The organism is Streptomyces sp. NBC_01591 (assembly GCF_035918155.1).
Taxonomy (GTDB): Bacteria; Actinomycetota; Actinomycetes; order Streptomycetales; family Streptomycetaceae; genus Streptomyces.
Genome location: NZ_CP109327.1, coordinates 6,418,893 through 6,442,582 on the forward strand (window position 1 = coordinate 6,418,893; position 23,690 = coordinate 6,442,582).

The 23,690-nt window shown below is 70.1% G+C and carries 23 protein-coding genes; 12 read left to right on the forward strand and 11 right to left on the reverse strand.

The window, feature by feature from the left end:
* Positions 1-135 precede the first annotated feature (135 nt).
* Entirely contained in the window at positions 136-588 is a 453-nt protein-coding gene (locus tag OG978_RS29725) for an SRPBCC family protein (RefSeq protein WP_326768141.1), read from the forward strand.
* Between the two features lie 79 nt (positions 589-667).
* Here the strand turns inward: OG978_RS29725 and OG978_RS29730 are convergent, their stop codons facing one another.
* The 4 genes from OG978_RS29730 to OG978_RS29745 all read right to left on the reverse strand — a co-directional run bounded on the left by OG978_RS29730 (position 668) and on the right by OG978_RS29745 (position 4,761).
* Positions 668-1,852 carry a hypothetical protein gene (locus tag OG978_RS29730; RefSeq protein WP_326768142.1) on the reverse strand — a complete coding sequence of 395 codons (1,185 nt, stop codon included), beginning with the start codon at positions 1,850-1,852 and terminating at the stop codon, positions 668-670.
* A complete protein-coding gene (locus OG978_RS29735; RefSeq protein ID WP_326768143.1) occupies positions 1,834-2,571 on the reverse strand; it encodes an ABC transporter ATP-binding protein in 738 nt (245 codons plus the stop codon). Before OG978_RS29735 ends, OG978_RS29730 begins: the two co-directional genes overlap by 19 nt.
* 334 nt (positions 2,572-2,905) lie before the next feature.
* The gene (locus OG978_RS29740) at positions 2,906-4,285 is read right to left on the reverse strand and encodes an aspartate aminotransferase family protein (protein WP_326768144.1); all 1,380 of its coding nucleotides are present in this window, start codon (positions 4,283-4,285) and stop codon (positions 2,906-2,908) included.
* Positions 4,270-4,761 carry an Lrp/AsnC family transcriptional regulator gene (locus OG978_RS29745; protein WP_176729251.1) on the reverse strand — a complete coding sequence of 164 codons (492 nt, stop codon included), beginning with the start codon at positions 4,759-4,761 and terminating at the stop codon, positions 4,270-4,272. Before OG978_RS29745 ends, OG978_RS29740 begins: the two co-directional genes overlap by 16 nt.
* A 178-nt stretch (positions 4,762-4,939) precedes the next feature.
* Here OG978_RS29745 and OG978_RS29750 point away from each other — a divergent pair, with 178 nt between their 5' ends.
* The 3 genes from OG978_RS29750 to OG978_RS29760 all read left to right on the forward strand — a co-directional run bounded on the left by OG978_RS29750 (position 4,940) and on the right by OG978_RS29760 (position 8,331).
* The gene (locus OG978_RS29750) at positions 4,940-6,379 is read left to right on the forward strand and encodes a gamma-aminobutyraldehyde dehydrogenase (RefSeq protein ID WP_326768145.1); all 1,440 of its coding nucleotides are present in this window, start codon (positions 4,940-4,942) and stop codon (positions 6,377-6,379) included.
* A 189-nt stretch (positions 6,380-6,568) separates the two neighbouring features.
* On the forward strand, positions 6,569-7,732 hold the full coding sequence (locus OG978_RS29755) for a polyamine ABC transporter substrate-binding protein (protein WP_326770209.1): 1,164 nt from the start codon (positions 6,569-6,571) through the stop codon (positions 7,730-7,732).
* Positions 7,733-7,785: 53 nt separating this feature from the next.
* Positions 7,786-8,331 carry a hypothetical protein gene (locus OG978_RS29760; protein WP_326768146.1) on the forward strand — a complete coding sequence of 182 codons (546 nt, stop codon included), beginning with the start codon at positions 7,786-7,788 and terminating at the stop codon, positions 8,329-8,331.
* A gap of 1 nt (position 8,332) precedes the next feature.
* Here the strand turns inward: OG978_RS29760 and OG978_RS29765 are convergent, their stop codons facing one another.
* The 6 genes from OG978_RS29765 to OG978_RS29790 form a co-directional block, all read right to left on the reverse strand.
* A complete protein-coding gene (locus OG978_RS29765) occupies positions 8,333-9,523 on the reverse strand; it encodes a serine hydrolase domain-containing protein (protein ID WP_326768147.1) in 1,191 nt (396 codons plus the stop codon).
* Positions 9,524-9,558: 35 nt separating this feature from the next.
* Positions 9,559-10,326 carry a response regulator transcription factor gene (locus OG978_RS29770; RefSeq protein ID WP_326768148.1) on the reverse strand — a complete coding sequence of 256 codons (768 nt, stop codon included), beginning with the start codon at positions 10,324-10,326 and terminating at the stop codon, positions 9,559-9,561.
* Positions 10,323-11,534 carry a sensor histidine kinase gene (locus tag OG978_RS29775; RefSeq protein ID WP_442817762.1) on the reverse strand — a complete coding sequence of 404 codons (1,212 nt, stop codon included), beginning with the start codon at positions 11,532-11,534 and terminating at the stop codon, positions 10,323-10,325. Before OG978_RS29775 ends, OG978_RS29770 begins: the two co-directional genes overlap by 4 nt.
* A 13-nt stretch (positions 11,535-11,547) precedes the next feature.
* Positions 11,548-12,348: an SAM-dependent methyltransferase gene (locus tag OG978_RS29780; protein ID WP_326768149.1), complete on the reverse strand. Its 801-nt coding sequence runs from the start codon at positions 12,346-12,348 to the stop codon at positions 11,548-11,550.
* A gap of 66 nt (positions 12,349-12,414) precedes the next feature.
* Positions 12,415-13,119: a glycerophosphodiester phosphodiesterase gene (locus OG978_RS29785; protein ID WP_326768150.1), complete on the reverse strand. Its 705-nt coding sequence runs from the start codon at positions 13,117-13,119 to the stop codon at positions 12,415-12,417.
* Between the two features lie 22 nt (positions 13,120-13,141).
* The gene (locus OG978_RS29790) at positions 13,142-14,284 is read right to left on the reverse strand and encodes an adenosine deaminase (RefSeq protein ID WP_442817763.1); all 1,143 of its coding nucleotides are present in this window, start codon (positions 14,282-14,284) and stop codon (positions 13,142-13,144) included.
* Between the two features lie 25 nt (positions 14,285-14,309).
* Between OG978_RS29790 and OG978_RS29795 the strand changes: the two genes are divergently transcribed.
* Complete coding sequence (locus OG978_RS29795; protein WP_326768152.1) at positions 14,310-15,035, forward strand: DUF4190 domain-containing protein; 726 nt, start codon at positions 14,310-14,312, stop codon at positions 15,033-15,035.
* Between the two features lie 67 nt (positions 15,036-15,102).
* Here OG978_RS29795 and OG978_RS29800 read toward each other — a convergent pair whose 3' ends face one another.
* On the reverse strand, positions 15,103-15,642 hold the full coding sequence (locus tag OG978_RS29800) for an NADAR family protein (RefSeq protein WP_442817854.1): 540 nt from the start codon (positions 15,640-15,642) through the stop codon (positions 15,103-15,105).
* 215 nt (positions 15,643-15,857) lie between these two features.
* Between OG978_RS29800 and OG978_RS29805 the strand changes: the two genes are divergently transcribed.
* The 7 genes from OG978_RS29805 to OG978_RS29835 all read left to right on the forward strand — a co-directional run bounded on the left by OG978_RS29805 (position 15,858) and on the right by OG978_RS29835 (position 23,646).
* Positions 15,858-17,372, forward strand: coding sequence for a gamma-aminobutyraldehyde dehydrogenase (locus OG978_RS29805; RefSeq protein WP_326768154.1), 1,515 nt, complete (start codon positions 15,858-15,860; stop codon positions 17,370-17,372).
* Positions 17,373-17,415: 43 nt separating this feature from the next.
* Entirely contained in the window at positions 17,416-18,666 is a 1,251-nt protein-coding gene (locus tag OG978_RS29810) for an ABC transporter substrate-binding protein (RefSeq protein WP_326768155.1), read from the forward strand.
* A gap of 55 nt (positions 18,667-18,721) precedes the next feature.
* Positions 18,722-19,870, forward strand: coding sequence for an ABC transporter ATP-binding protein (locus OG978_RS29815; protein ID WP_326768156.1), 1,149 nt, complete (start codon positions 18,722-18,724; stop codon positions 19,868-19,870).
* Positions 19,867-20,796, forward strand: a complete 930-nt coding sequence (locus OG978_RS29820; RefSeq protein ID WP_326768157.1) for an ABC transporter permease — start codon at positions 19,867-19,869, stop codon at positions 20,794-20,796. Before OG978_RS29815 ends, OG978_RS29820 begins: the two co-directional genes overlap by 4 nt.
* The gene (locus OG978_RS29825) at positions 20,796-21,596 is read left to right on the forward strand and encodes an ABC transporter permease (protein ID WP_124716097.1); all 801 of its coding nucleotides are present in this window, start codon (positions 20,796-20,798) and stop codon (positions 21,594-21,596) included. Before OG978_RS29820 ends, OG978_RS29825 begins: the two co-directional genes overlap by 1 nt.
* Before the next feature lie 24 nt (positions 21,597-21,620).
* A complete protein-coding gene (locus OG978_RS29830) occupies positions 21,621-23,036 on the forward strand; it encodes an NAD(P)/FAD-dependent oxidoreductase (RefSeq protein WP_326768158.1) in 1,416 nt (471 codons plus the stop codon).
* A gap of 148 nt (positions 23,037-23,184) precedes the next feature.
* Complete coding sequence (locus OG978_RS29835) at positions 23,185-23,646, forward strand: hypothetical protein (protein ID WP_326768159.1); 462 nt, start codon at positions 23,185-23,187, stop codon at positions 23,644-23,646.
* Positions 23,647-23,690: the final 44 nt, after the last annotated feature.

Genomic DNA, 23,690 nt, shown 5'->3' on the forward strand with positions numbered 1-23,690 from the left:
TCCGGCCGTCGGCCGGACGATTGCCTGATGCCCCGGAGCGCGGCTCCGGCCGCCCCGGGGACCTCCGGCACGCCTTCGCGGACAGTCCCGGGGCCGTGCAGCAGATCCGGAACGACTCCGGGAAGGACAGGGACAATGACCGAGTCAGCACGTGAGGGCATCGACATCACCCGCATCCTCCACGCCCCGAGGGAACGGGTCTTCGAGGCCTGGACGACGCCCGAGCACTTCGCGGCCTGGTACGGCGGTGACGCCGAGGTGCCGCTCGACCGGGTCTCGATGGACGTCAGGCCGGGCGGCGCCTGGAGCCTGGTCATGGTGGTGCCGGGCACCGAGATGCCGTTCCACGGGGTCTACCGGGAGGTGGTGGCCCCCGAGCGGCTGGTGTTCACCGTGAAGGACGCCTCCGCGCCCGACGACATCGAGGGCGAGACCGTCACCGCCACCTTCACCGACCGCGGCGACAGGACCACCGAGATGGCCTTCCAGCAGCGCGGCGGCAACCTCACGGCCGAGCAGTACGCAGCGGCCGAGGACGGCTGGGAGGCCTTCTTCGACGCGCTCGTGGCCCGGCTCGCCTCCTTCTGAACCGGCCCTGCCCACGGTTTCGCCGACAACCGGGCGAGCGCCTAGGGGGCCTCGTCCACCGGGTCCGCGGAACGCGCCCTCAGGCCGTCAGCGGCAGCGCGGCCAGCTCCGCGATCAGCCAGGTCAGCGGGGCGAAGACGATCAGCAGTGCGGCGGCGCGCAGGGCCGTCGCGGTCCGCAGCGCCGATGCCGGGGCGCCGAGCCGCAGCAGCGCCCGCGCCGTCCGGGCGCGGGCCTGCCTCGCCTCCAGTGCCGAGGTCAGCAGCGTCGCCGTCGTGCAGCCGAGCACGAGTACCGCGCCCAGCACCGTCAGCGGGCCGAGCGGGTGTGTCTCCGTCCCGTACAGCGCGTAGGCGGCGACCGCCGCCGAGAGCACCGCGCACACCACACCGAGCGGCCGGCCGATCCGGCGCGACTCGTCCATCAGCACCCGGCCCGCCAGCAGACGTACCGCGCCGGGGCGTGCCGCCTGCAGCAGCCGCCCGCACAGGTATGCCAGGCCCGGACCCGCCACGGCCAGCCCGACCGCCGTCAGCGTCCACCCCACCAGCACCCCGGCCGGGGTGGCGTCGAGCCTGCCGGGCAGCGGGAGCAGGCTGTGACCGTCGCCCCGGCTCATGTACGCCTCGACGGCGAGGCCCGCCGCGGCCAGCGCCACGCCCCACGGCAGCCCCGTGGGAGGCGCCGCCGGACCGGGTGGATCCGGCTCCGTCAGGACCTCCGAGGAGGTGTCGTCCGGGGCCGCCGTCGGGACCGGCTCGGCGCGCAGCGCGAGCACGCTCGCCGTCGCTGCGGCCACCGGCACCAGGGCCAGCAGCACGAGCGCGGCGGCGAGCGGCAGCGGGGCGTCGGCGTCGAGCAGCCCGGCCGCCGCACCGTCGAACGGCAACCCGGTCAGATCGCCGCGCAGATGCAGGAAGAACAGCAGCGCCACCATCGACCCGAGGGTGCAGGAGACGGCGGTGGAGACCGCGGCGAGTGCGGCGAGCCGGACCGGCCCGAGACCCACGGCGGACAGTCCGGAGCGCGGCCGGGTGCTCGGGTCCGTACGTGCCACCGCGACCGCGAACTGCACCGTGGCGGCGAGCGGCACGAAGCACCACAGCAGGCGCAGCACGGCCCCGGCGGAGTGCGCCGGGTGTCCCGACGCGTAGCCCAGGGTGCACAGCAGCAGGAAGCCGACCCCGGCGGATGCGGCGGCGACCAGCAGCCGCCGCAGCAGGACCAGCGGATGGGAACCCCGGGCTAGACGGAGAGCGAGCACGCCGCGCGGCCCTCCGTATCGGATACGGCGGGCAGGGCGACGGTGGCGACGCGACGGCCGTCCAGCAGCGGGACCGTACGGTCGGCGAGGGCGGCGATCTCCGCGTCATGGGTGGCGAGCACGATCGTGATGCCGTGCGAACGGGCCGCGCTGGTGAGGGTGCGCAGCACATGCGTCCGGTCGTTGCGGTGCAGGGTCGCGGTCGGCTCGTCGGCGAAGATCACGGTGGGGGCGGCGGCCAGGGCGCGGGCCACGGCGATCCGCTGGCGCTGCCCCTGGAGCAGGGTGTGCGGTCGCTGTCTGGCGCACGTGCCGATGTCGAGCCGTTCCAGCCACTCCAGGGCGGACTTCTTCGCCTCCCGGTGCGTGGCGCCGCGCAGCAGCAGCGGAAGGGCCGTGTTCTCCCAGGTGTTCAGCTCGGGGACGAGCTGGGGCTCGGGGGCGATCCAGCCGAACCTGTCGCGGCGCAGCCGTTCGCGCAGCCGGGGACCCATGGTGTGGACGGGGACGCTGTTGAACCACACCTCGCCCTGCTCGGGCACCAGCTGACCGGACAGGCAGTGCAGCAGGGTCGTCTTGCCGCAGCCCCGGGGGCCGGTCACGGCGAGGATCTCGCCGTCGCGTACGCCCAGGGAGACACCGCCGAGCGCGGGTGAGCCGTTGTGGGAATGGTGCAGGGAACGCGCCCAGATCACGTCGTTGTCCGGCGGGGCCACCATGGCGTACACCTCGGTTCAGATCATTGTTCCCGTCCCCCGTACGGGGGAACGAAGAGAGGGCCGATCGGTCACTCGGCACCGTAAGGATTCGAACCGCGGTGAGCGCACAGCACACGGCCCGGGTGCGCCCCTTCCCACTCGAATGGGCGCATCCGGACCGTGTGGACCGTACGAGGATGACGGCTGGGAGCCGGTCAAGCAATGGTCAGGCGATGGTCAAGCCGAAAGGCCCGTCCGGCGGGCCGGGACGGCAGGGGCTCCTGCCCCGCCGGAGGGACGGCCGGGCGGTCGGCCGGGGGCCGGTCCGTGGTCGGCCGCCCGGTCGCCGGGCCGGTCAGAGCTTGGTCCACGCCTCTGTGAGGACGGTGCGCAGGATGCCCTCGATCTCGTCGAACGTCGACTGGTCGGAGACCAGGGGCGGCGCGAGCTGGACGACCGGGTCGCCGCGGTCGTCGGCCCGGCAGTACAGGCCGTTGTCGTACAGCGCCTTGGAGAGGAACCCGTACAGGACGCGCTCGGTCTCCTCGTCGGTGAAGGTCTCCTTGGTGGCCTTGTCCTTCACCAGCTCGATGCCGTAGAAGAAGCCGTTGCCGCGGACGTCGCCGACGATCGGCAGGTCGAGCAGCTTCTGCAGCGTCGTGAAGAACGCGTTCTCGTTGTCCAGGACGTGCTGGTTGAGGCCCTCGCGCTCGAAGATGTCGAGGTTGGCGAGGCCCACCGCCGCGGAGACCGGGTGGCCACCGAAGGTGTAGCCGTGCAGGAAGGTGTTGTCACCCTCGTAGAACGGAGCGGCGATGCGGTCCGAGACGATGCAGGCACCGATCGGGGAGTAGCCCGAGGTCATGCCCTTGGCGCAGGTGATCATGTCCGGCACGTAGCCGAACTTGTCACAGGCGAACATCGTGCCGAGGCGGCCGAAGGCGCAGATGACCTCGTCGGAGACGAGCAGCACGTCGTACTTGTCGCAGATCTCGCGCACGCGCTGGAAGTATCCGGGCGGCGGCGGGAAGCAGCCACCGGCATTCTGCACCGGCTCCAGAAAGACCGCGGCGACGGTGTCCGGGCCCTCGAAGAGGATCTCCTGCTCGATCTGGTCGGCGGCCCAGCGGCCGAAGGCCTCGGGGTCGTCGCCGTGGATCGGGGCGCGGTAGATGTTGGTGTTCGGTACCTTGTGCGCGCCGGGGACCAGCGGCTCGAAGGGGGCCTTCAGGGCCGGCAGGCCGGTGATGGACAGGGCGCCCTGCGGGGTGCCGTGGTAGGCGACCGCACGCGAGATGACTTTGTACTTGGTCGGCTTGCCCTGAAGCTTGAAGTACTGCTTGGCCAGCTTCCAGGCGGTCTCCACGGCCTCGCCGCCACCGGTGGTGAAGAAGACCTTGTTGAGGTCGCCCGGCGCGTAGTCGGCCAGGCGCTCGGCCAGCTCGACGGCCTTCGGGTGGGCGTAGGACCACACCGGGAAGAAGCCCAGCTCCTGGCCCTGCTTGTACGCCGCCTCGGCGAGCTCGTGACGGCCGTGACCGGCGTTGACCACGAACAGGCCGGACAGGCCGTCCAGGTAGCGCTTGCCCTGGTCGTCGAAGATGTAGGTGCCCTCGCCACGCACGATGGTGGGAACGGGCGCGTTCTCGTAGTCCGACATGCGGGTGAAATGCATCCACAGGTGGTCGTACGCGGTTCGGCTGAGGTCCTTGCTCACGGCTATCGGGTTCCCCACATATAGGTCTGCTTCTTGAGCTTCAGGTACACGAAGCTCTCGGTGGAGCGCACGCCGGGGAGGGCCCGGATGCGTTTGTTGATCGTTTCCAGCAGGTGGTCGTCGTCCTCGCAGACGATCTCCACCATCAGGTCGAAGGAGCCCGCGGTCATCACCACGTACTCGCACTCGGCCATGGCCGACAGCGCCTCGGCGACGGGATCGAGGTCGCCCTCGACATTGATGCCCACCATCGCCTGCCGCCGGAATCCCACGGTGAGGGGATCGGTGACGGCGACGATCTGCATCACGCCCTGATCTAGCAGCTTCTGGACGCGCTGTCGCACGGCCGCCTCGGACAGGCCGACGGCCTTGCCGATCGCGGCGTACGGACGACGTCCGTCCTCCTGGAGCTGCTCGATGATTGCGAGGGACACGGCATCGACCGCTGGTGACGATCCGTTCCCGGTCCTGGAGTCTGCGCTGCGACTGGCCACGCATCCACTGTGCACCGGGACTCGTCTGTCTGGCAACCCCGGAGCGATGAAATTCGTTGTTTGAAGGCCCAGATCTCACTGAATCCGAAGTTCACGGCGGTTGGGCATGTCGAAAGCGACACCTGAGCGACTACCCTGGTGATCTCACCCATTGGACGTGTCGACAGGAGGGGTGGTTGTGACCACCGAGGTGCGCCGTCTGCGCAACTACATCAACGGAGAGTTCCGGGACGCCGCTGACGGGCGGACCATCGATGTGGTCAACCCGGTGACGGAAGAGGTCTACGCGACCTCGCCGCTCTCCGGGCAGGCCGATGTCGATGCCGCGATGGACGCCGCCGCGGCCGCTTTCCCCGCCTGGCGCGACGCCACGCCCGCCGAGCGCCAGAAGGCCCTGCTGAAGATCGCCGACGCCTTCGAGGAGCGGGCCGAGGACCTCATCGCCGCCGAGTCCGAGAACACGGGCAAGCCGCTCGAACTCACCCGCACCGAAGAGGTCCCGCCGATGGTGGACCAGATCCGCTTCTTCGCGGGTGCGGCGCGGCTGCTCGAAGGCCGCTCGGCCGGCGAGTACATGGAGGGCCTCACCTCCATCGTCCGGCGTGAGCCGGTCGGCGTCTGCGCGCAGGTCGCGCCGTGGAACTACCCGATGATGATGGCCGTCTGGAAGTTCGCCCCGGCGCTCGCCGCGGGCAACACCGTCGTCATCAAGCCGTCCGACACCACCCCGGCGTCGACCGTGCTGATCGCCGAGATCATCGGCCAGATCCTGCCCAAGGGCGTCTTCAACGTCATCTGCGGCGACCGGGACACCGGCCGCGCGATGGTCGAGCACCCGACCCCGGCGATGGCCTCCATCACCGGCTCGGTGCGGGCCGGCATGCAGGTCGCCGAGTCCGCCTCCAAGGACGTCAAGCGGGTCCACCTGGAGCTCGGCGGCAAGGCCCCGGTCGTCGTGTTCGAGGACACCGACATCGCCAAGGCCGTCGAGGGCATCTCCGTCGCGGGCTACTTCAACGCCGGCCAGGACTGTACGGCCGCGACCCGCGTCCTGGTCCACGAGTCCATCCACGACGAGTTCGTCACCGCGCTCGCCAAGGCCGCCGCCGACACCAAGACGGGGCAGCCGGACGACGAGGACGTGCTGTACGGCCCGCTCAACAACGCCAACCAGCTGAAGCAGGTCAGCGGCTTCATCGAGCGGCTCCCCGCCCACGCCAAGGTCGAGGCGGGCGGCCACCGGGTCGGCGACAAGGGCTACTTCTACGCCCCGACCGTCGTCTCCGGCCTCAAGCAGGACGACGAGATCGTCCAGAACGAGGTCTTCGGCCCGGTCATCACCGTCCAGAAGTTCACGGACGAGGCCCAGGCCGTGGAGTACGCCAACGGCGTCGAGTACGCCCTGGCCTCCTCGGTGTGGACCAAGGACCACGCCCGCGCCATGCGGATGTCCAAGAACCTCGACTTCGGCTGCGTGTGGATCAACACCCACATCCCGCTCGTCGCCGAGATGCCGCACGGCGGCTTCAAGAAGTCCGGCTACGGCAAGGACCTCTCCGCGTACGGTTTCGAGGACTACACCCGCATCAAGCACGTCATGACCTCGCTCGACGACTGATACTCCGTCAGCAGGCAGGTCACGGCCCCGGGCACGCGCCCGGGGCCGTTCCCGTTCCCCGGCAGCGATCCGTGCCCGGGCATCGACAGGGTGTGCGGACGGGGCGTGTGCCGCTGGACGGTTGGTCCATTGCCCGCGCCGCCAGCCGACCGGCATCCTGCGCAGGTGCGAGCAACCCCGAAGAACCCCATGTCCCGCCGGTCCCTGCTGCGCGCCTTCGGAGCCACGGCGGCCGGTGCCACGCTGGCCGGCTGCGGAGTGCCCGCCGCCTATGTGGAGCCCGGCGACCGCGCCGGACGCGACACCTCGGCGAGCGACCACACCCTGCAGTTCGCGAACTGGCCCCTCTACATCGACACCGACGACGAGAACGAGTCGAAGCGGCCCACCCTCGACGCGTTCGGCAGGCGGACCGGGATCTCCGTCACGTACACCGAGGAGATCAACGACAACGACGAGTTCTTCGGGAAGATCAGCCCGGCGCTGATGAACCACCAGGAGACCGGCCGGGACCTGATCGTCATCAGCGACTGGATGTCCGCCCGGTTCGTGCGGCTGGGCTGGGTGCAGGAGATGGACCGGGCGAAGCAGCCGAACGTCGCCAAGTACCTGGATCCGCAACTGCGTTCGCCCGCCTTCGACAAGGGCCGTATGCACAGCGTCCCCTGGCAGTCCGGGATCACCGGCATCGCGTACAACCGCAAGAAGCTCGGCCGCGAGATCAAGCACCTGAGCGATCTGTGGGCGGACGACCTGCGCGGCAAGGTGACGCTGATGTCCGGGCTCGACGAGTCCATGGCCCTGCTGATGCAGGGCAACGGCGTCGACGTCACCCGCTGGCAGCCGGACGACTTCTACCGGGTGTGCGACCAGGTCGAGAAGCTGGTGAAGAAGCGGCACATCCGCCGCTTCACCGGCAACGACTACATCAAGGACCTGTCGACCGGCGATGTGCTCGCCTGTCAGGCCTACTCCGGCGACGTCATCCAGCTCCAGGCCGACAACCCGGAGATCGAGTTCGTGGTCCCCGAGGAGGGCGCCGAGCTCTGGGCGGAGTCGCTGATGATCCCCAACCTCGCGCGCCACAAGCGCAACGCGGAGCGGCTCATCGACTACTACTACGAGCCGGAGGTCGCCGCCGAGCTGGCGACCTGGGTCAACTACGTCTGCCCCGTCCCGGCCGCCCGCGACGTGCTGGCCTCCGCGAAGGACAAGGAGACCGCCGCACTCGCCGAGGACCCGCTGATCTTCCCCGACGACGCGATGCGCAAGCGGCTCGCGATCGCCCGCGACATCACCTCCGAGGAACGCACCGGATTCGCGAAGAAGTGGAACGCCATCGTCGGGCTGTGAGCCGTACCAGGGGTGGCGTAAGAGGCCGGTAAACGCGGGCGTACGCTGCGGACATGAGCGAGCGAAGAGCCCTGCTGAGGCGCATACGCGTGGGGTTGGCCGTCTTTATCGTCTGTCTGGTACTGAGCGGGCTCACCGCCTTCCCGCTCGTCCATGAACTCCACTGGGCCGAGGATCTGTTGAGGTCCTCGGCCTCTCCCGTACCGGAGCACTTCCCGGCGCTGATGGAGTGGATCACCAAGGTCCGCACCGGCCTCGACGAGGCCGACGCGAAATACCCCTTCGTGCTGTACGGCACCGACTGGCTGGCCTTCGCACACCTCGTCATCGCGGTCGCCTTCTACGGCCCCTACCGCGACCCGGTCCGCAACATCTGGGTCATCGAGTTCGGCATGATCGCCTGCGCCGGGATCATCCCGCTCGCGCTGATCTGCGGGCCCATCCGTGGCATCCCCCTCTGGTGGTCCGTCATCGACATGTCGTTCGGCGTCTTCGGGGTGATTCCGCTGCTCGTGGTGCGCCGCATGATCAAGCGACTGGAGGCCCTGGAGCGGACACCGCGGCCGGAGCCCGCGCCGACGGCCGCCCCGGCGGTCTGAGTCACCCGGCCGACGGGGCGCCGAAGGCGGCCACCACTATGTTCAACGCCGTGGGGTTCATGTCGTCCCCCTTCGCGTCCGTCGAGTTGACGCTGTAGACGAGGGTCCGGGAGAGATCACGGGTGGCCGCGACGACCGTGTTGTAGCCCCAGCGGCCACCCGTCTTGCCCCAGACCTCGCGTCCTCCCAGCCTCATGACCGAGAGCCCCGCGCTGTACGCGGCGGGCTTGCCCGTGCCGTACTCGCGGACCGATGCGTCGGGCAGCGTGAACATCTCCTGGAGCAGCGGTCCGCGCACCACCTGCCCGCCGAACAGAGCCCGGGTGAAACGCTCCAGGTCAGCGGTGGTCGAGATCAGGTCGCCCGCCGCCCAGGCGTCCGTCGCCCCCCACACCGTCACATCGCGCAGCTCGCCCGTGCCGAAGAGCTGGTAGCCGTGGTTGTGCGGCCCGCGGATCGACGGGTCGGTGCCGGGGAAGTACGTGTCCTTCAGGTGCAGGGGCTCCAGGATGCGGCGGGAGACCTGCGAGGCGTACGTGTCACCGGTGACCCGCTCGATCAGCAGGCCCGCCACGGTGTAGCCGATGTTGGCGTAGTGCTGCTGGGTGCCGGGCACGAAGTCCGGCTCCTGGGAGGTGGCTTCGCGCACGGTCCGCACCGGGTCGTGCAGGTCGAAGCGGTGCGCGTACGCGTCGTCCAGGTCGCCGCCCGAGCCGACGGACGGGATGCCGCTGGTGTGGTTCAGCAGCTGGCGCACCGTGACGTCCTTGTACCCCGCCGGGATCAGATCCGGCAGATAGCGCCGGACCGGGCGGTCCAGGCCGAGCCTGCCCTCCCCGGCCAGCTGAAGCACGACGGCCGCTGTGAAGACCTTGGTCACCGAACCGGCCCGGAAGCGGCCGTCCGGGTCCGCCGGCCGCCCGGAGGCCAGGTCGTGGACGCCGGCGCTGCCCCGCCAGTCGCCCCCGGAGCCCGAGACCCGCACCAGCGCGGCCGTGGCGTCGTCCTTCGGGAGCCCCTGGATCGCGGCGCGCAGGGCCTCGGCGTCCGGGGCCTGCCCGGTGGTCTCCCGCTGCGCGGAGTGGCCTGCGGCCGCCGGGGTACCGGCCGCCAGGGCCGGTGGGACAGGGCCCACGGCGATGCCGAGGACCAGCGCGGCTGCGACGACGGTGCGGGACGTGCGGGCGTTCATGTCGGGTGCCTCCAAGGAGTGGAATCCGTAACTGCCTACGGACTCCATCCTGTTGACCGGCCCGCCCGGGCGGATCCCCCGCCCGGGGGATTGCCGGAGGGAGACCGGCTCCCCTGCGCGGGGGAGCCGAGGGCCGGACCTCCCTCCGGAGAGGGAGTCACGACACCGCACTCGTACGCGCAGATCACCGCCTGGATCCGGTCGCGCAGCCCCAGCTTGGACAGCACATTGCCGACATGGGTCTTCACCGTGTGCTCGCTGACGACCAGCGCCGCCGCGATCTCCGCGTTCGACAGCCCGCGGGCCAGGTGCAGCAGCGTCTCGCGCTCCCGGGCGGTCAGTACGTCCAGGCGCGTCGACGGTGCCACGGCCGTGGCGGGCGGGCGCGAGGTGTACTCGGCGATCAGCCGGCGTGCCACCGAAGGAGCCAGCAACGAGTCCCCGGCCGCCACCACCCGTACCGCGTGCACCAGGTCGTCGCGGCGGACGTCCTTGAGCAGGAATCCGCTCGCGCCCGCGTGCAGCGCCTCGTAGACGTACTCGTCGGAGTCGAAGGTGGTCAGCATGACCGTCCGGCAGCCGGTCCCGGCGCTGATGGTGCGGCAGGCCTCGATGCCGTCCGTGCCGGGCATCCGGATGTCGAGCAGCGCCACGTCGGGCGCCAGCCGCCGTACCGCCTCGACCGCCGCCCGGCCGTCGCCCGCCTCGGCCACCACCTCGATGTCCGGCTGCGCGTCCAGGATCATCGCGAAGCCGCTGCGTACCAGCTCCTGGTCGTCGGCCACCACCACACGGATCGTCAACTTCCCACCTCTGTCCTCTGCTCCGTCTCTGGCTCCGGCCGTGCCCGCGGAATCGTCACCCGGACCCGGAATCCCCGCCCGCCCGGACCGGGGCCGGTACCGGCCGTGCCGCCGTGCGCGGCGGCACGTTCCCGGATACCGACCAGCCCCAGCCCCGAGCCGCCCCCGGGTCCCCGTCCGTCGTCGGTGACGGTGAGCGTCAGCGCCTCGGGTCCGTGCTCCAGCCGGACGCTGACCGTGCTCGCGTCCGCGTGCCTGATCACGTTGGTCAAGGCTTCCTGCGCGATCCGGTAGACGGTCGCCTCGACCGCCAGGCCCGGCGCGCCGGGGCTGCCCGTGACCTCGTACGAGACCGCCGGACCACTGCCGCGCACCCGCTCCACGAGACCCGGCAGTTCGGCCAGCGCGGGCTGGGGTTCCCGCGGCGCGTCCGGCGAACCCTCGTTCTCGCGCAGCACGCCGAGCATCCGGCGCAGCTGCGCCATCGCGTCCCGGCCCGTCTCCGAGATCGCGTCGAAGGCCGCCTCGGCACGCTCCGGCGCCGTGCGGACCGCCACCGGTCCCGCCTCCGCCTGCACGATCATCAGGCTCACCGCATGGGACAGGATGTCGTGCATCTCCCGGGCGATCCGGGCCCGTTCGCGGGCCGCCGCCTGTTCGGCCTCGATCCGGTGCGTCAGCTCCAGCTGACGGGCCCGGTCCTCCATCGCACGCAGATAGGCCTTGCGCGTCACCGTGAACCGGCCGAAGGCGTAGGCCGCCGCGAACACGAACAGGGAGAAGAGCAGCTCCCGCATGTCGTCGCTGCCGAGTCCGACCGAGACCAGCACCGCCGACACCGTGAGCGCCGCGATCCCGATCCGCTTCGGCGGCGAGGACAGCTCGGCCACCGTGTAGAACGCCACCAGGCCGGTGTACGGCAGCGGCTGACCCGGCCCGTCGACGGTGAAGGTGTACAGGGCGCCCGCGGCCAGCACCGCGATGAGGACCGCGACCGGTGCCCGGCGGCGGGCCACCAGCGGCAGCACCATCAGGGTGGTCAGCCCGTACGACGTCCACGTCGCCTCCGGCAGCTCCGGGGCGCGTGGGACGACGAACGGCATGGTCACGGCGGCCTGCACCAGCAGAGCGATGAGCAGGTCCACGCCGAGGGGGCCGGCTCCCGGGGCGAGTCCTGGCACTCTCGCCGTGATGTCTCGTATGCGCATCGGACCGGTGTCCTCAGGGCTTCCGCGCCACGGCGCCGAACTGGGCGACCCGGGCCGCACCGGGCTCGCCGCGCCAGTGCGCGCACGACACGATGCCCGGGTCCACGAGGTCGAGCCCGGTCAGGAACACGGCGAACTCGGCTCGGGTGCGGGCGGTGATGGGCGGGGTGGCGTTCTCGTTCCAGAACCGCATCGCCGCCTCGTTGCCCTCGCCGCCCAGCTCCAGCGTGGGATGGGTGAGCACCAGATGGCTGCCGGAGGGCAGCGCGTCCATCAGCGTGCGCACGATGCGCCGCGCCTCGTCCGTGTCGAGGACGAAGTTCAGGATGCCCAGGAGCATGACCGCGACCGGCCGCTCCAGCTCGAGGGTCGGCTGCGCGGCCCGCAGGATCTGCTCCGGATCGCGGGCGTCGGCGTCGACGTACTCGGTCGCGCCCTGCGGCGATCCGGCGAGCAGCGTCCGGGCGTGCGCCAGCACGGCCGGGTCGTTGTCGACGTACACGACGCGGCAGTCGGGCGCGGTGCGCCGGGCGACCTCGTGGGTGTTGCCGGCGCTCGGCAGGCCGGTACCGATGTCCAGGAACTGTCTGATCCCCGCCTCACCGGCCAGATATGCCACCGCGCGGCCCAGGAACGCCCGGTCGGCGCGCGCCACTTCGCCGATGCTCGGGTACATGCCGGTGACTCGGTCGCCGACCGCACGGTCCACGGGGTGGTTGTCCGTTCCGCCGAGCCAGTGGTTCCAGACCCGCGCGTTGTGGGCGACGTCTGAGCGGATGCGGTCGGGGACGGGGGTGGTGCGGGGATCGGTCATGTCGCTGCTCCTCCTGCGCCGGGCCCGCATCACGGACGATGGGGCGGGCCCATGATGCCGGACCGGTCAACGGGAGCGATCCGCCGGGGAGTTGGCCAGGACGTCGTGCAGGACATCGACCCGGTTGGTGGTGATCGAGTCGACGCCGTGCCGGACCAGGCGGCGCATGGTCCGCCTGGTGTCGGCCGTCCAGGCGGAGACCAGCAGCCCGTCCCGGTGCAGACGGTCCGTCAGGTCCCGGTCCACCAGACCGAACCGGTAGTTCAGCCAGCGCGGCCGCACCGCGTCGAGCAGTGCGGCGCGCGGTGGCGCGAGTGTCGTCCGGGTCAGGGCGATCTCGGCGTTCGGGTCGGCGGCCCGGACCCGGAGCATCGCCTCGGAGCCGGCGCAGTAGTACACCCGCTCGCCGGCCCCGCACTCGCGCACCACGCCGACGACCTTCGGCACGGAGCCGTCGGTGGAGCCCGGCAGATCGATCATGACGCGGTGCGTCCCGGCGGCGAGCAGCGCCTCGCGCAGGGTGGGCACACCCCCCCGGGTCAGCTCGGTGAGCTCCTCGTGGGTCAGCCGGTCGAGCCGCACCTCATGGCCCCACAGCCGCTTCAGCGTGGCGTCGTGCAGCAGGACCGGTACGCCGTCGCGGGTGACCCGCACATCGATCTCGACCGCGTCCGCCCCCCGTTCGAGGGCGGAGCGGATCGAGGAGAGCGTGTTCTCGCGGACGCGGTAGGGATCGCCGCGGTGGGCCACGGCGGTGACTGGGGTGACCATGGGGCCATTGTGACCACCGGGGTCACCGGCCCGTGCGCTCCAGCCAGTTCGTCGTGTACGTGTCGATCTCGGCGGCCAGCGTCCGCTTGCCCGCCGCGTCCAGGTACGACGCCTCGACGGCGTTCTTCGCCAGCGACGCGAGACCCCGCTCGTCCAGTCCGAGCAGGCGGGCGGCCACCCCGTACTCGTTGTTGAGGTCCGTGCCGAACATCGGCGGGTCGTCGCTGTTGATGGTGATCAGTACGCCCGCGTCCACCATCTCCTTGACCGGGTGCTGCTCGATGTCCGCGACCGCCCGGGTCGCGATGTTCGAGGTCGGGCAGACCTCCAGCGGGATGCGGTGCTCGGCGAGGTGGGCCAGCAGCTTCGGGTCCTGGACGGAGCTGGTGCCGTGACCGATGCGCTCGGCGCGCAGATAGGTCAGGGCGTCCCAGACGGTCTGCGGCCCGGTGGTCTCCCCGGCGTGCGGCACGGAGTGCAGGCCCGCGGCGATCGCCCGGTCGAAGTAGGGCTTGAACTGCGGGCGTTCCACGCCGATCTCCGGACCGCCGAGACCGAACGAGACGAGTCCCTCGGGCCGCAGGTCCATGGCGAGCCGGGCGGTCTCCTCGGCCGCTTCGAGTCCGGCCTCGCCGGGAATGTCGAAGCACCAGCGCAGCACGACACCCAGCTCGGCCTCGGCGGCCTTGCGGGCGTCCTCTATGGCCTCCATGAACGCCTGCTCCGGGATGCCGCGCCGGGTCGACGAGAACGGGGTCACCGTCAGCTCCGCGTAACGGATGTTCTGCCGCGCCATGTCGCGGGCGACCTCGAAGGTCAGCAGCCGGACGTCCTCCGGGGTGCGGATCAGGTCCACGACGGAGAGGTACACGTCGATGAAGTGCGCGAAGTCCGTGAAGGTGAAGTAGTCGGCGAGCGCCTCGGGGTCGGTGGGGACCTTGGAGTCGGGGTGGTGCGCGGCCAGCTCGGCGACGATGCGGGGCGAGGCGGAGCCGACATGGTGGACATGCAGTTCGGCCTTGGGCAGCCCCGCGATGAAGGGGTGCAGATCGGTCATCGGACTCTCCCGGGCGTGGAACGGTTCGGATGCCGGGCACGGTCGGCCGGGCAGGGGACGGGGATCATCGTAGGCCGGGCCCACCGGTGCGCAGCGGGGCCGTAGCATGACGGGATCACGATGGGGGAGGCCCATGTCAGACAACACAGAGCAGCCCGCGGGCGGGGCCGCGCCGCGCGATCCGTGGGCTCCGCCGGACAGCAAGGTGCCGCTGGAGAAGCCGGCCGGTGATCCTCGCCCGCCCGCTGTGCACAACCAGCCCACGGTCACCTCGATGCCGGGCGTCGGGGACGGCCCCGCACCGGCCGACTCGCCGCCACCGGGATTCGGTTCGCCGGCGCAGACCGGGCCGGTGCCCGGATTCGGTCCCGGTCCCGGGGAGGTACCGCCCCCGCCGGTCGGTCCGAACGGACCGGGCCAGCAGGTCCCGCCGGTCGCCGGACAGTACGGCTACCCGGCCCCACCCGTCCCGCAGTACGGCGGATACCCGGGGTACTCCGGCTATCCGCAGGCGCCCTGGGGCGGTCCGCCGCCTTCCAACGGCATGGGTACCGCGGCCATGGTGCTCGGCATCCTGGCCATCTGCATGTTCTGCATCTACGGGATACCCAGCCTGATCCTGGGCGCACTGGCCCTGATCTTCGGCATCCTGGGCCGCAAGCGGGTGCAGCGCGGTGAGGCGACCAACAGCGGTCAGGCGCTCGCCGGGATCATCATGGGGTCCATCGGCATCGTCTTCGGTGTGGCGATCATCAGCTTCTTCATCTGGCTGTTCGTCGCCCACGCCGATGATCTCGACGACAACACCTACAACGACGACCCGTACTCCACGTCGCTGGTCGTCGACGTCACCCGTTAGTCAGTCTCGCAGTCCCGCTCCCGATGGCCCGGCCCCCGCAGCCGGGCCATCGGGCGTCCGGGCCTCCTCACGACGCGCGCAGCTCCGCCCGCGCGTCCATCAGCGCGAACCCCAGCAGATTCAGCCCCCGCCAGCCGGCCGGACTGGCCGCCCGCGGGTCGTCCGCCGCCAGCCCGATGCCCCAGATCCGGTCCATCGGGCTCGCCTCGACCAGCACCCGCTCACCGGTGTTCAGCAGGAACTCCCGCAGCTCCGGATCGCCGCCGAACTTGTGCACGCTGCCGGCCACCACCAGCCCGTACCGCTCGCGCTCCCATATCGCGTCGTCGAAACCGCGGACCAGCCGGCCCACCTTCTTCGCCGCCGCCGGGCTCTTCGCCGCCACCGCCGCGGCCTCGGACGCCGCATCGCCGAACAGCCGCGCCTTGCCGGCCATCATCCAGTGCTCGGCCGACGCGTACGTCACACCGTCGACCGTGAAGCGCGACGGCCACCACTGACTGAGGCAGCTCGCGCCGATCCGGCCGTCGGACCGGGGGCGGTGCCCCCAGAAGTGCAGATACTTCACCTTCTCGCCCCGCGCGCTCCGAGCCAGGAGGTCGTCCATGTGTTCCATGACACGCGATTCTGGCATCCGCCACTGACACTACGTACGGGGATTTCCGCACCGACGCGACACATGGTCGACAGATTCCGTCGCGTAACCAAAAGGCAACAACGGAATCACTTGTTGGGGTTGTTCCCCTCTGCCAGGATCGGCACTCAAATCGAGCAGAGGCTACGCCGTCCCCGCACTCCGGGCACGCGGCGGAGGAGATCGTCATGGGCAACGGCATCCAGGTGCGGGACCGCTTCGCGGACGGCGCACAGTACATCGGCGGAAAGCTGCGGTCCGGAACATCGGGACGTCACCACGACGTGGTGAACCCGGCCACGGGCGAGACCGTCTACAGCTACGAGCTGGCGGGCACCGCCGACGTGGACGCCGCGGTGGCGGCCGCCCGCGAGGCGTTCCCCGGCTGGTCGGGTGCGACGCCCGCCGAGCGGGCCGAGGCGATGCACCGCTTCGCCGCCGTCCTCGCCGAGCAGGCCGACGACTTCGCGTACGTGGAGTCCCTCCAGTGCGGCAAGCCGATCAAGCTCTCCACCGAGTTCGACGTGCCCGGCACCGTCGACAACACCTCCTTCTTCGCCGGGGCCGCCCGCCACCTGGAGGGCAAGTCGGCCGCCGAGTACGACGGCGACCACACCTCGTACGTACGCCGTGAGGCGATCGGCGTCGTCGGCTCCATCGCGCCCTGGAACTACCCGCTCCAGATGGCCGCCTGGAAGGTCCTCCCGGCCGTCGCCGCAGGCAACACGATCGTGCTGAAGCCCGCCGAGATCACCCCGCTGACCTCGCTGATGTTCGCCCAGGCCGCCACGGAGGCGGGCATCCCGGACGGTGTGATCAACATCGTCACCGGTGCGGGCAAGGACGCCGGCGAGCACCTCGTCGGCCACCCGGACGTCGTCATGACCTCCTTCACCGGCTCCACCGCCGTCGGCAAGCGGGTCGCGGAGATCGCCACCTCCACCGTCAAGCGCCTCCACCTCGAACTCGGCGGCAAGGCCCCCTTCGTGGTCTTCGACGACGCCGACCTCGAAGCCGCGGTCAACGGCGCGGTCGCCGGAGCGCTCATCAACACCGGCCAGGACTGCACCGCCGCCACCCGCGCCTACGTCCAGCGCCCGCTGTACGACGCCTTCGTCCAGGGCGTCGCCGAGCTCATGGAGACCGTCCGGCTCGGCGACCCCTTCGACCCGTCGACCGACCTCGGCCCGCTGATCAGCCACGCCCAGCGGGACCGGGTCGCCGAATTCGTCGAGCGCGCCCGCGCCTACGCCACCGTCGTCACCGGCGGCGAGGCCCCCGGCGGCGAACTGGCGGCCGGCGCCTACTACCGGCCGACGCTGGTGGCCGGAGCCGCCCAGGACAGCGAGATCGTCCAGTCGGAGATCTTCGGCCCGGTCCTGGTCGTGCTGCCCTTCGACACCGACGACGAGGGCATCCGCCTCGCCAACGACACCCCGTACGGACTCGCCGCCTCCGCCTGGAGCCGCGACCTGTACCGCGCCAACCGCGCCACCCGCGAGATCAAGGCGGGCTGCGTCTGGGTCAACGACCACATTCCGATCATCAGCGAGATGCCGCACGGCGGATACAAGGCCAGTGGCTTCGGCAAGGACATGTCCTCGTACTCCTTCGAGGAGTACACGCAGGTCAAGCACGTCATGTACGACAACACCGCGGTCGCCCGGAAGGACTGGCACCGCACGATCTTCGGGGACCGATAACCCGGCCGACCCCCGGCCACACACACCCGAAAGGGCAACGCGCATGGAGCAGTACGAGCCCGAGCGCCTCTCCGCGGCCCAACTCGCCGCGATGCGACGCAGCCTGACCACCGGCCGGGGCGCTCTGACCCGCCGATCGCTGATCCGCACCTCCGGCATGGGGGCGCTGGCGATCGGCGGGCTGGGCACGCTGAGTGCGTGCGGCATCCCGCCCGCCAAGCGGGAAGGGGATGCCGCCGCGGCCTCCGACGACCACTCGGCCGAGGAGAAGCAGATCAACTTCTCCAACTGGACCGAGTACATGGACGTCAGTGACGACGAGAAGCACCGGCCCACCCTGGAGGCGTTCACGAAGCGCACCGGGATCAAGGTCAAGTACACCGAGGACATCAACGACAACGTCGAGTTCTTCGGCAAGATAAAGCCGCAGCTGGCCGCCGGACAGGACACCGGCCGCGACCTGATCATCGTCACCGACTGGCTGGCCGCCCGCATCATCCGGCTCGGCTGGGCCCAGAAGCTCGACGCGGCCAACCTGCCGCACGCCTTCGCCAACCTCTCGGCCCAGTTCCGCACCCCCGACTGGGATCCGGGCCGCGCCTACTCGTACCCCTGGACCGGCATCCCCACCGTCATCGCCTACAACTCCAAGGCGACCGGCGGCCGCAAGGTCGACTCCGTCACGCAGCTCCTCGACGACCCGAAGCTCAAGGGCCGGGTCAGCTTCCTCTCCGAGATGCGCGACTCCATAGGCATGACCCTGCTCGACATGGGCAAGGACCCCGGCAACTTCACCGACGCCGACTACGACGCCGCGATCGGCCGGCTCCAGAAGGGTGTCGACAAGAACCAGATCCGCCGCTTCACCGGCAACGACTACACCGCGGACCTCGACAAGGGCGACATCGCCGCCTGCGTCGCCTGGGCCGGCGACATCATCCAGCTCCAGGCCGGAAACCCCGACATCAAGTACGCCATCCCGGCCGCCGGATACATCACGTCGAGCGACAACATGCTCGTCCCGGCCAAGGCACGGCACAAGACCAACGCCGAGAAGCTCATGGACTACTACTACGAGCCGCCGGTCGCCGCCCGCCTCGCCGCCTACATCAACTACGTCTGCCCGGTCGACGGCGTACGCGAGGAACTCGCCAGGATCGACAAGGCGATGGCCTCCAACACCCTGATCCTCCCGGACAAGGAGATGGCGTCCCGGTCGCACGCCTTCCGCTCCCTGACCAGCAAGGAAGAGACGGCGTACGAAGAGAAGTTCGCCAAGCTCATCGGCGCCTGACCGCCGCGCCTTTCCTCCCCCTGATCTCCCTCTGACACCACTGGGACCGCGATCCATGACACAGCAGCAGACAGGCGGCGACGTCCGCCTCACCGGGATCAGCAAGAAGTACGGCTCCTTCGAAGCCGTCAAGCCGCTCGATCTGACCGTCCCGCAGGGCTCCTTCTTCGCGCTGCTCGGCGCGTCCGGCTGCGGCAAGACCACCACCCTGCGGATGATCGCGGGCCTGGAGGAGGCGACCACCGGCACGGTCTCGCTCGGCGGCCGCGACATCACCGGGCTTCCCCCGTACAAACGGCCCGTCAACACGGTCTTCCAGAGCTACGCGCTCTTCCCGCACCTCGACATCACGGAGAACGTCGCCTTCGGTCTGCGCCGGCGCGGCATCAAGTCGGTGAAGAAGCAGGTCGACGAGATGCTGGAGCTCGTCCAGCTCGGCGACTTCGCCAAGCGCAAGCCGCACCAGCTCTCCGGTGGCCAGCAGCAGCGCGTCGCCGTCGCCCGCGCTCTGATCAACCACCCGCAGGTGCTCCTGCTCGACGAACCGCTCGGCGCCCTCGACCTCAAGCTGCGCCGCCAGATGCAGCTGGAGCTCAAGCGCATCCAGACCGAGGTCGGCATCACCTTCATCCACGTCACCCACGACCAGGAGGAGGCCATGACCATGGCCGACACCGTCGCGGTGATGAACGGGGGCCGCGTCGAGCAGCTCGGTGCGCCCGCCGATCTGTACGAGAACCCGAGGACGACCTTCGTCGCCAACTTCCTCGGCACCTCCAACCTCATCGAGGGCGAGGTCGTCGCCGCGGGCGCGGACATCGTCGTGGCCGCGGGCGGCGGGAAGCTGCGACTGCCCACCGACCGGTGTGCGGCCCCGACCACCGACGGCGGCAAACTGCTCCTGGGCATCCGCCCGGAGAAGATCTCGCTCACGCACACCGACGACGCGGACGCGATCGCCGAAGGCCGCAACCGGGTCACCGGCCGGATCGTCGACTCCAGCTTCATCGGAGTGTCCACGCAGTACGTGGTGGAGAGCCCGGCGGGCAAGGCGCTCCATGTGTACGAGCAAAACGTCGAGAGGCGCGCGGGATTCACGGTCGGCGCCGAGGTCGTCCTGCACTGGAACCCCGCACACACCTTCGGTCTGGACGCCGCCCAGGACATCGACGCCGGTGTGGAGACGGTGGAGGACGCGGCGTGACCGTCACCAAGGAGGCGCCACCGGCGCCCGTCACGGCGGAGCTCAAGCTACGCAAGCCCTCCACCCGCAAGCGCCTCGTCCCCTACTGGCTGCTGCTCCCCGGCATCCTGTGGCTGCTCGTCTTCTTCGCGCTGCCGCTGGTCTACCAGGCGTCGACCTCCGTGCAGACCGGATCCCTGGAGAAGGGATTCGAGGTCACCTGGCACTTCCAGACCTACTGGGACGCGCTGACCGACTACTACCCGCAGTTCATCCGGTCCCTGCTGTACGCCGGCACCGCCACCATCCTGTGCCTGCTGCTCGGCTACCCGCTCGCGTACCTCATCGCGTTCAAGGCGGGCCGCTGGCGCAATGTCGTCCTGGTGCTGGTCATCGCGCCGTTCTTCACCAGCTTCCTGATCCGCACGCTCGCCTGGAAGACGATCCTCGCGGACGGCGGCGCGGTCGTCGACGTACTGAACACCCTGCACGTCCTGGACGTCACCAGCTGGCTCGGCTGGACCGAGTCCAACCGGGTGCTGGCCACGCCGCTCGCGGTGGTCTGCGGTCTCACGTACAACTTCCTGCCGTTCATGATCCTGCCGCTCTACACCTCGCTGGAGCGGATCGACGGCAGGCTGCACGAGGCGGCCGGCGACCTGTACGCCACCCCCGCCACCACCTTCCGCAAGGTGACCTTCCCGCTCTCCATGCCGGGTGTCGTCTCCGGAACGCTGCTCACCTTCATCCCGGCCAGCGGTGACTACGTCAACGCCGAACTGCTGGGCTCCACCGACACGAAGATGGTCGGCAGCGTCATCCAGACCCAGTTCCTGCGGGTCCTGGACTATCCGACGGCGGCCGCGCTCTCCTTCATCCTCATGGCGGTCGTCCTGATCATGGTCACCGTCTACATCCGCCGCTCCGGGACGGAGGACCTGGTCTGATGCCCGTACTGCGCTGGATTCGCCGGAACCTGATCGTCATCGCGGGTCTGCTGACCCTCGCCTACATGATCCTTCCGAACGTCGTCGTCATGGTGTTCTCGTTCAACAAGCCGAACGGGCGCTTCAACTACTCCTGGCAGCGCTTCTCCCTGGACGCCTGGAAGGACCCCTGCGGCGTCGCCGACATGTGCGGCTCGCTCTCGCTGTCCTTGCAGATCGCCGTCTGGGCCACCGTCGGTGCGACCGTCCTCGGCACGATGATCTCCTTCGCGCTGGTCCGCTACCGCTTCCGGGCGCGCGGCGCGATCAACTCGCTGATCTTCCTGCCGATGGCGATGCCCGAGGTCGTCATGGCCGCCTCGCTGCTCACGCTCTTCCTCAACATGGGCGCACAGCTGGGCTTCTGGACGATCCTGATCGCGCACATCATGTTCTGCCTGAGCTTCGTCGTGACGGCGGTCAAGGCGCGCGTGATGTCGATGGACCCGAGGCTGGAGGAGGCGGCCCGCGATCTGTACGCCGGACCCGTGCAGACCTTCCTGCGGGTGACGCTGCCGATCGCCGCCCCCGGAATCGCGGCGGGAGCGCTGCTCGCCTTCGCGCTCTCCTTCGACGATTTCATCATCACCAATTTCAACGCGGGCTCCACCGTGACCTTCCCCATGTTCGTCTGGGGATCGGCGCAGCGCGGCACGCCCGTGCAGATCAACGTCATCGGAACGGCGATGTTCATCATTGCCGTGATGGTGGTCGTCGTCGGCCAGCTGATCGCGAACCGGCGGAAGAACAGCGCACGCTAGAAAGCCCTGAAGGAGTTGGAAACCATGGCCCCAGCTGCCATGCGTACTGCTGCACAATCACTCTCCGACGCGAAGCCCGTCTCGTTCTGGCTGGACGACCCCGGCAAGCCCGCCGCACTGCCCGCGCTCACCGGCGACGAGCACTGCGATCTGCTCGTCGTCGGCGGTGGCTACAGCGGACTGTGGACCGCGCTGATCGCCAAGGAACGCGACCCGGAACGGGACGTCGTACTGATCGAGGGGCACGAGGTGGGCTGGGCCGCCTCGGGCCGCAACGGCGGATTCTGCGCCGCCTCCCTCACCCACGGCCTGCCCAACGGGCTGGAGCGCTGGCCGGACGAGATCCGGAAGCTGGAGGAGCTCGGCGAGCGGAACCTCGACGCCATCGAGGCCGCCGTCACCCGCTACTCGATCGACTGCGAATTCGAGCGGACCGGCGAGATCGATGTCGCCACCGAGCCCCACCAGCTCGAAGAGCTCCGTGAATGGCACCAGGAGACGGAGAAGCTCGGCTTCACCGGGACTGAGTTCCTGGACCGGGACGCGCTGCGCGCCGAAGTCGACTCGCCGACCTTCCTGGGCGGCCTCTGGGACCGGCGCGGGGTCGCCATGCTGCACCCCGCCAAGCTGGCCTGGGGCCTGAAGCGGGCCTGCCGCGACCTGGGAGTCCGGGTGTACGAACACACCCGGGGCCTCGAACTGGCCAGGACCACCACGGGAATGGCGGTCCGCACCCCGTACGGGAGAGTCTTCGCCCGCCGGGTCGCACTCGGTACGAACATCTTCCCGTCGCTGGTCAAGCGGGTGCGCCCGTACACCGTGCCGGTCTACGACTACGCGCTGATGACCGAGCCGCTCTCTGCGGACCAGCTCGCCTCCATCGGCTGGAAGAACCGGCAGGGGCTGGGCGACAGCGCCAATCAGTTCCACTACTTCCGGCTGTCGGCCGACAACCGGATCCTGTGGGGCGGCTATGACGCGATCTATCCGTACGGCGGGCGGCTGAGCGCCGATCTCGATCAGCGTCCGGAGACCTTCCTCAAGCTCGCGGGCCAGTTCTTCGACTGTTTCCCGCAGTTGGCGGGGGTCCGTTTCAGCCATGCCTGGGGCGGGGCGATCGACACCTGTTCGCGCTTTTCCGCGTTCTTCGGCACGGCCCATCAGGGCCGGGTCGCCTATGCCGCCGGATTCACCGGACTCGGCGTCGGCGCCACCCGGTTCGGGGCCGATGTGATGCTCGATCTGCTGGCGGGCGAACAGAACGAACGGACCGCGCTGGAAATGGTCCGCAGCAAGCCGATGCCGTTCCCGCCGGAGCCCTTCGCCTGGGCCGGGATCGAGCTCACCAAGAGGTCCCTGGCCAGGGCGGACAGCAACGGCGGGCACCGCAATCTCTGGCTGCGGACGATGGACCGGCTGGGGCTCGGCTTCGACAGCTGAGCACGGCGGCCGGTCACCCCCAGGGACGACCGGCCGGGTCCATTGCAGATTCATTGCCCGAACCCGCGTAATCGATCGGCGCCACCTCTCTCTCCCGTGTGAACGCACCGGCCATGCACGGCCGGTGCACACGGAATGGAGACAGGTCATGGCGGGCGCGGGGGTCAAAACGGCAGTGGAATGGCTCGCATCGGTGGCGCCGGACCCGGACGCGTGCCGGTGGGAATGGGAGCGCAATCCCCGCGGGATCGCGCTCCTTCCCGCCGGCCGGCGCTGGGACGTGCTGATTCTTCCGGGGGAGCTGGGTTATCCCACCCTCGACGTACTGACCCGTCTCATCGACAGACCCGGTCCTGTTCTCTCCGACTTCGGCGATGCCCGGATGGGCTTCTTCGTGCCGCCGGGCACCGTCGCCCGCTGGGTCGGCACCGGCGTACGGGGAGCGGGGCAGGGAACCTGGATCGTCGTGCCCTATCCGGGCCGGGCGGCCGGCGGCGGGGTGCGCTGGCTGATTCCGCCGGACGGCTCGGGAACCCTCACCGACGCGACGCTTCTGGAGCTCGCGATGCACGAGGCGGCGGCCGGGAAGGCCGAGAGCGGCGGGGACTGACGGCGACCGGGCGGGGGCGGGAACGGTGTACGTCGTCGGGTCGG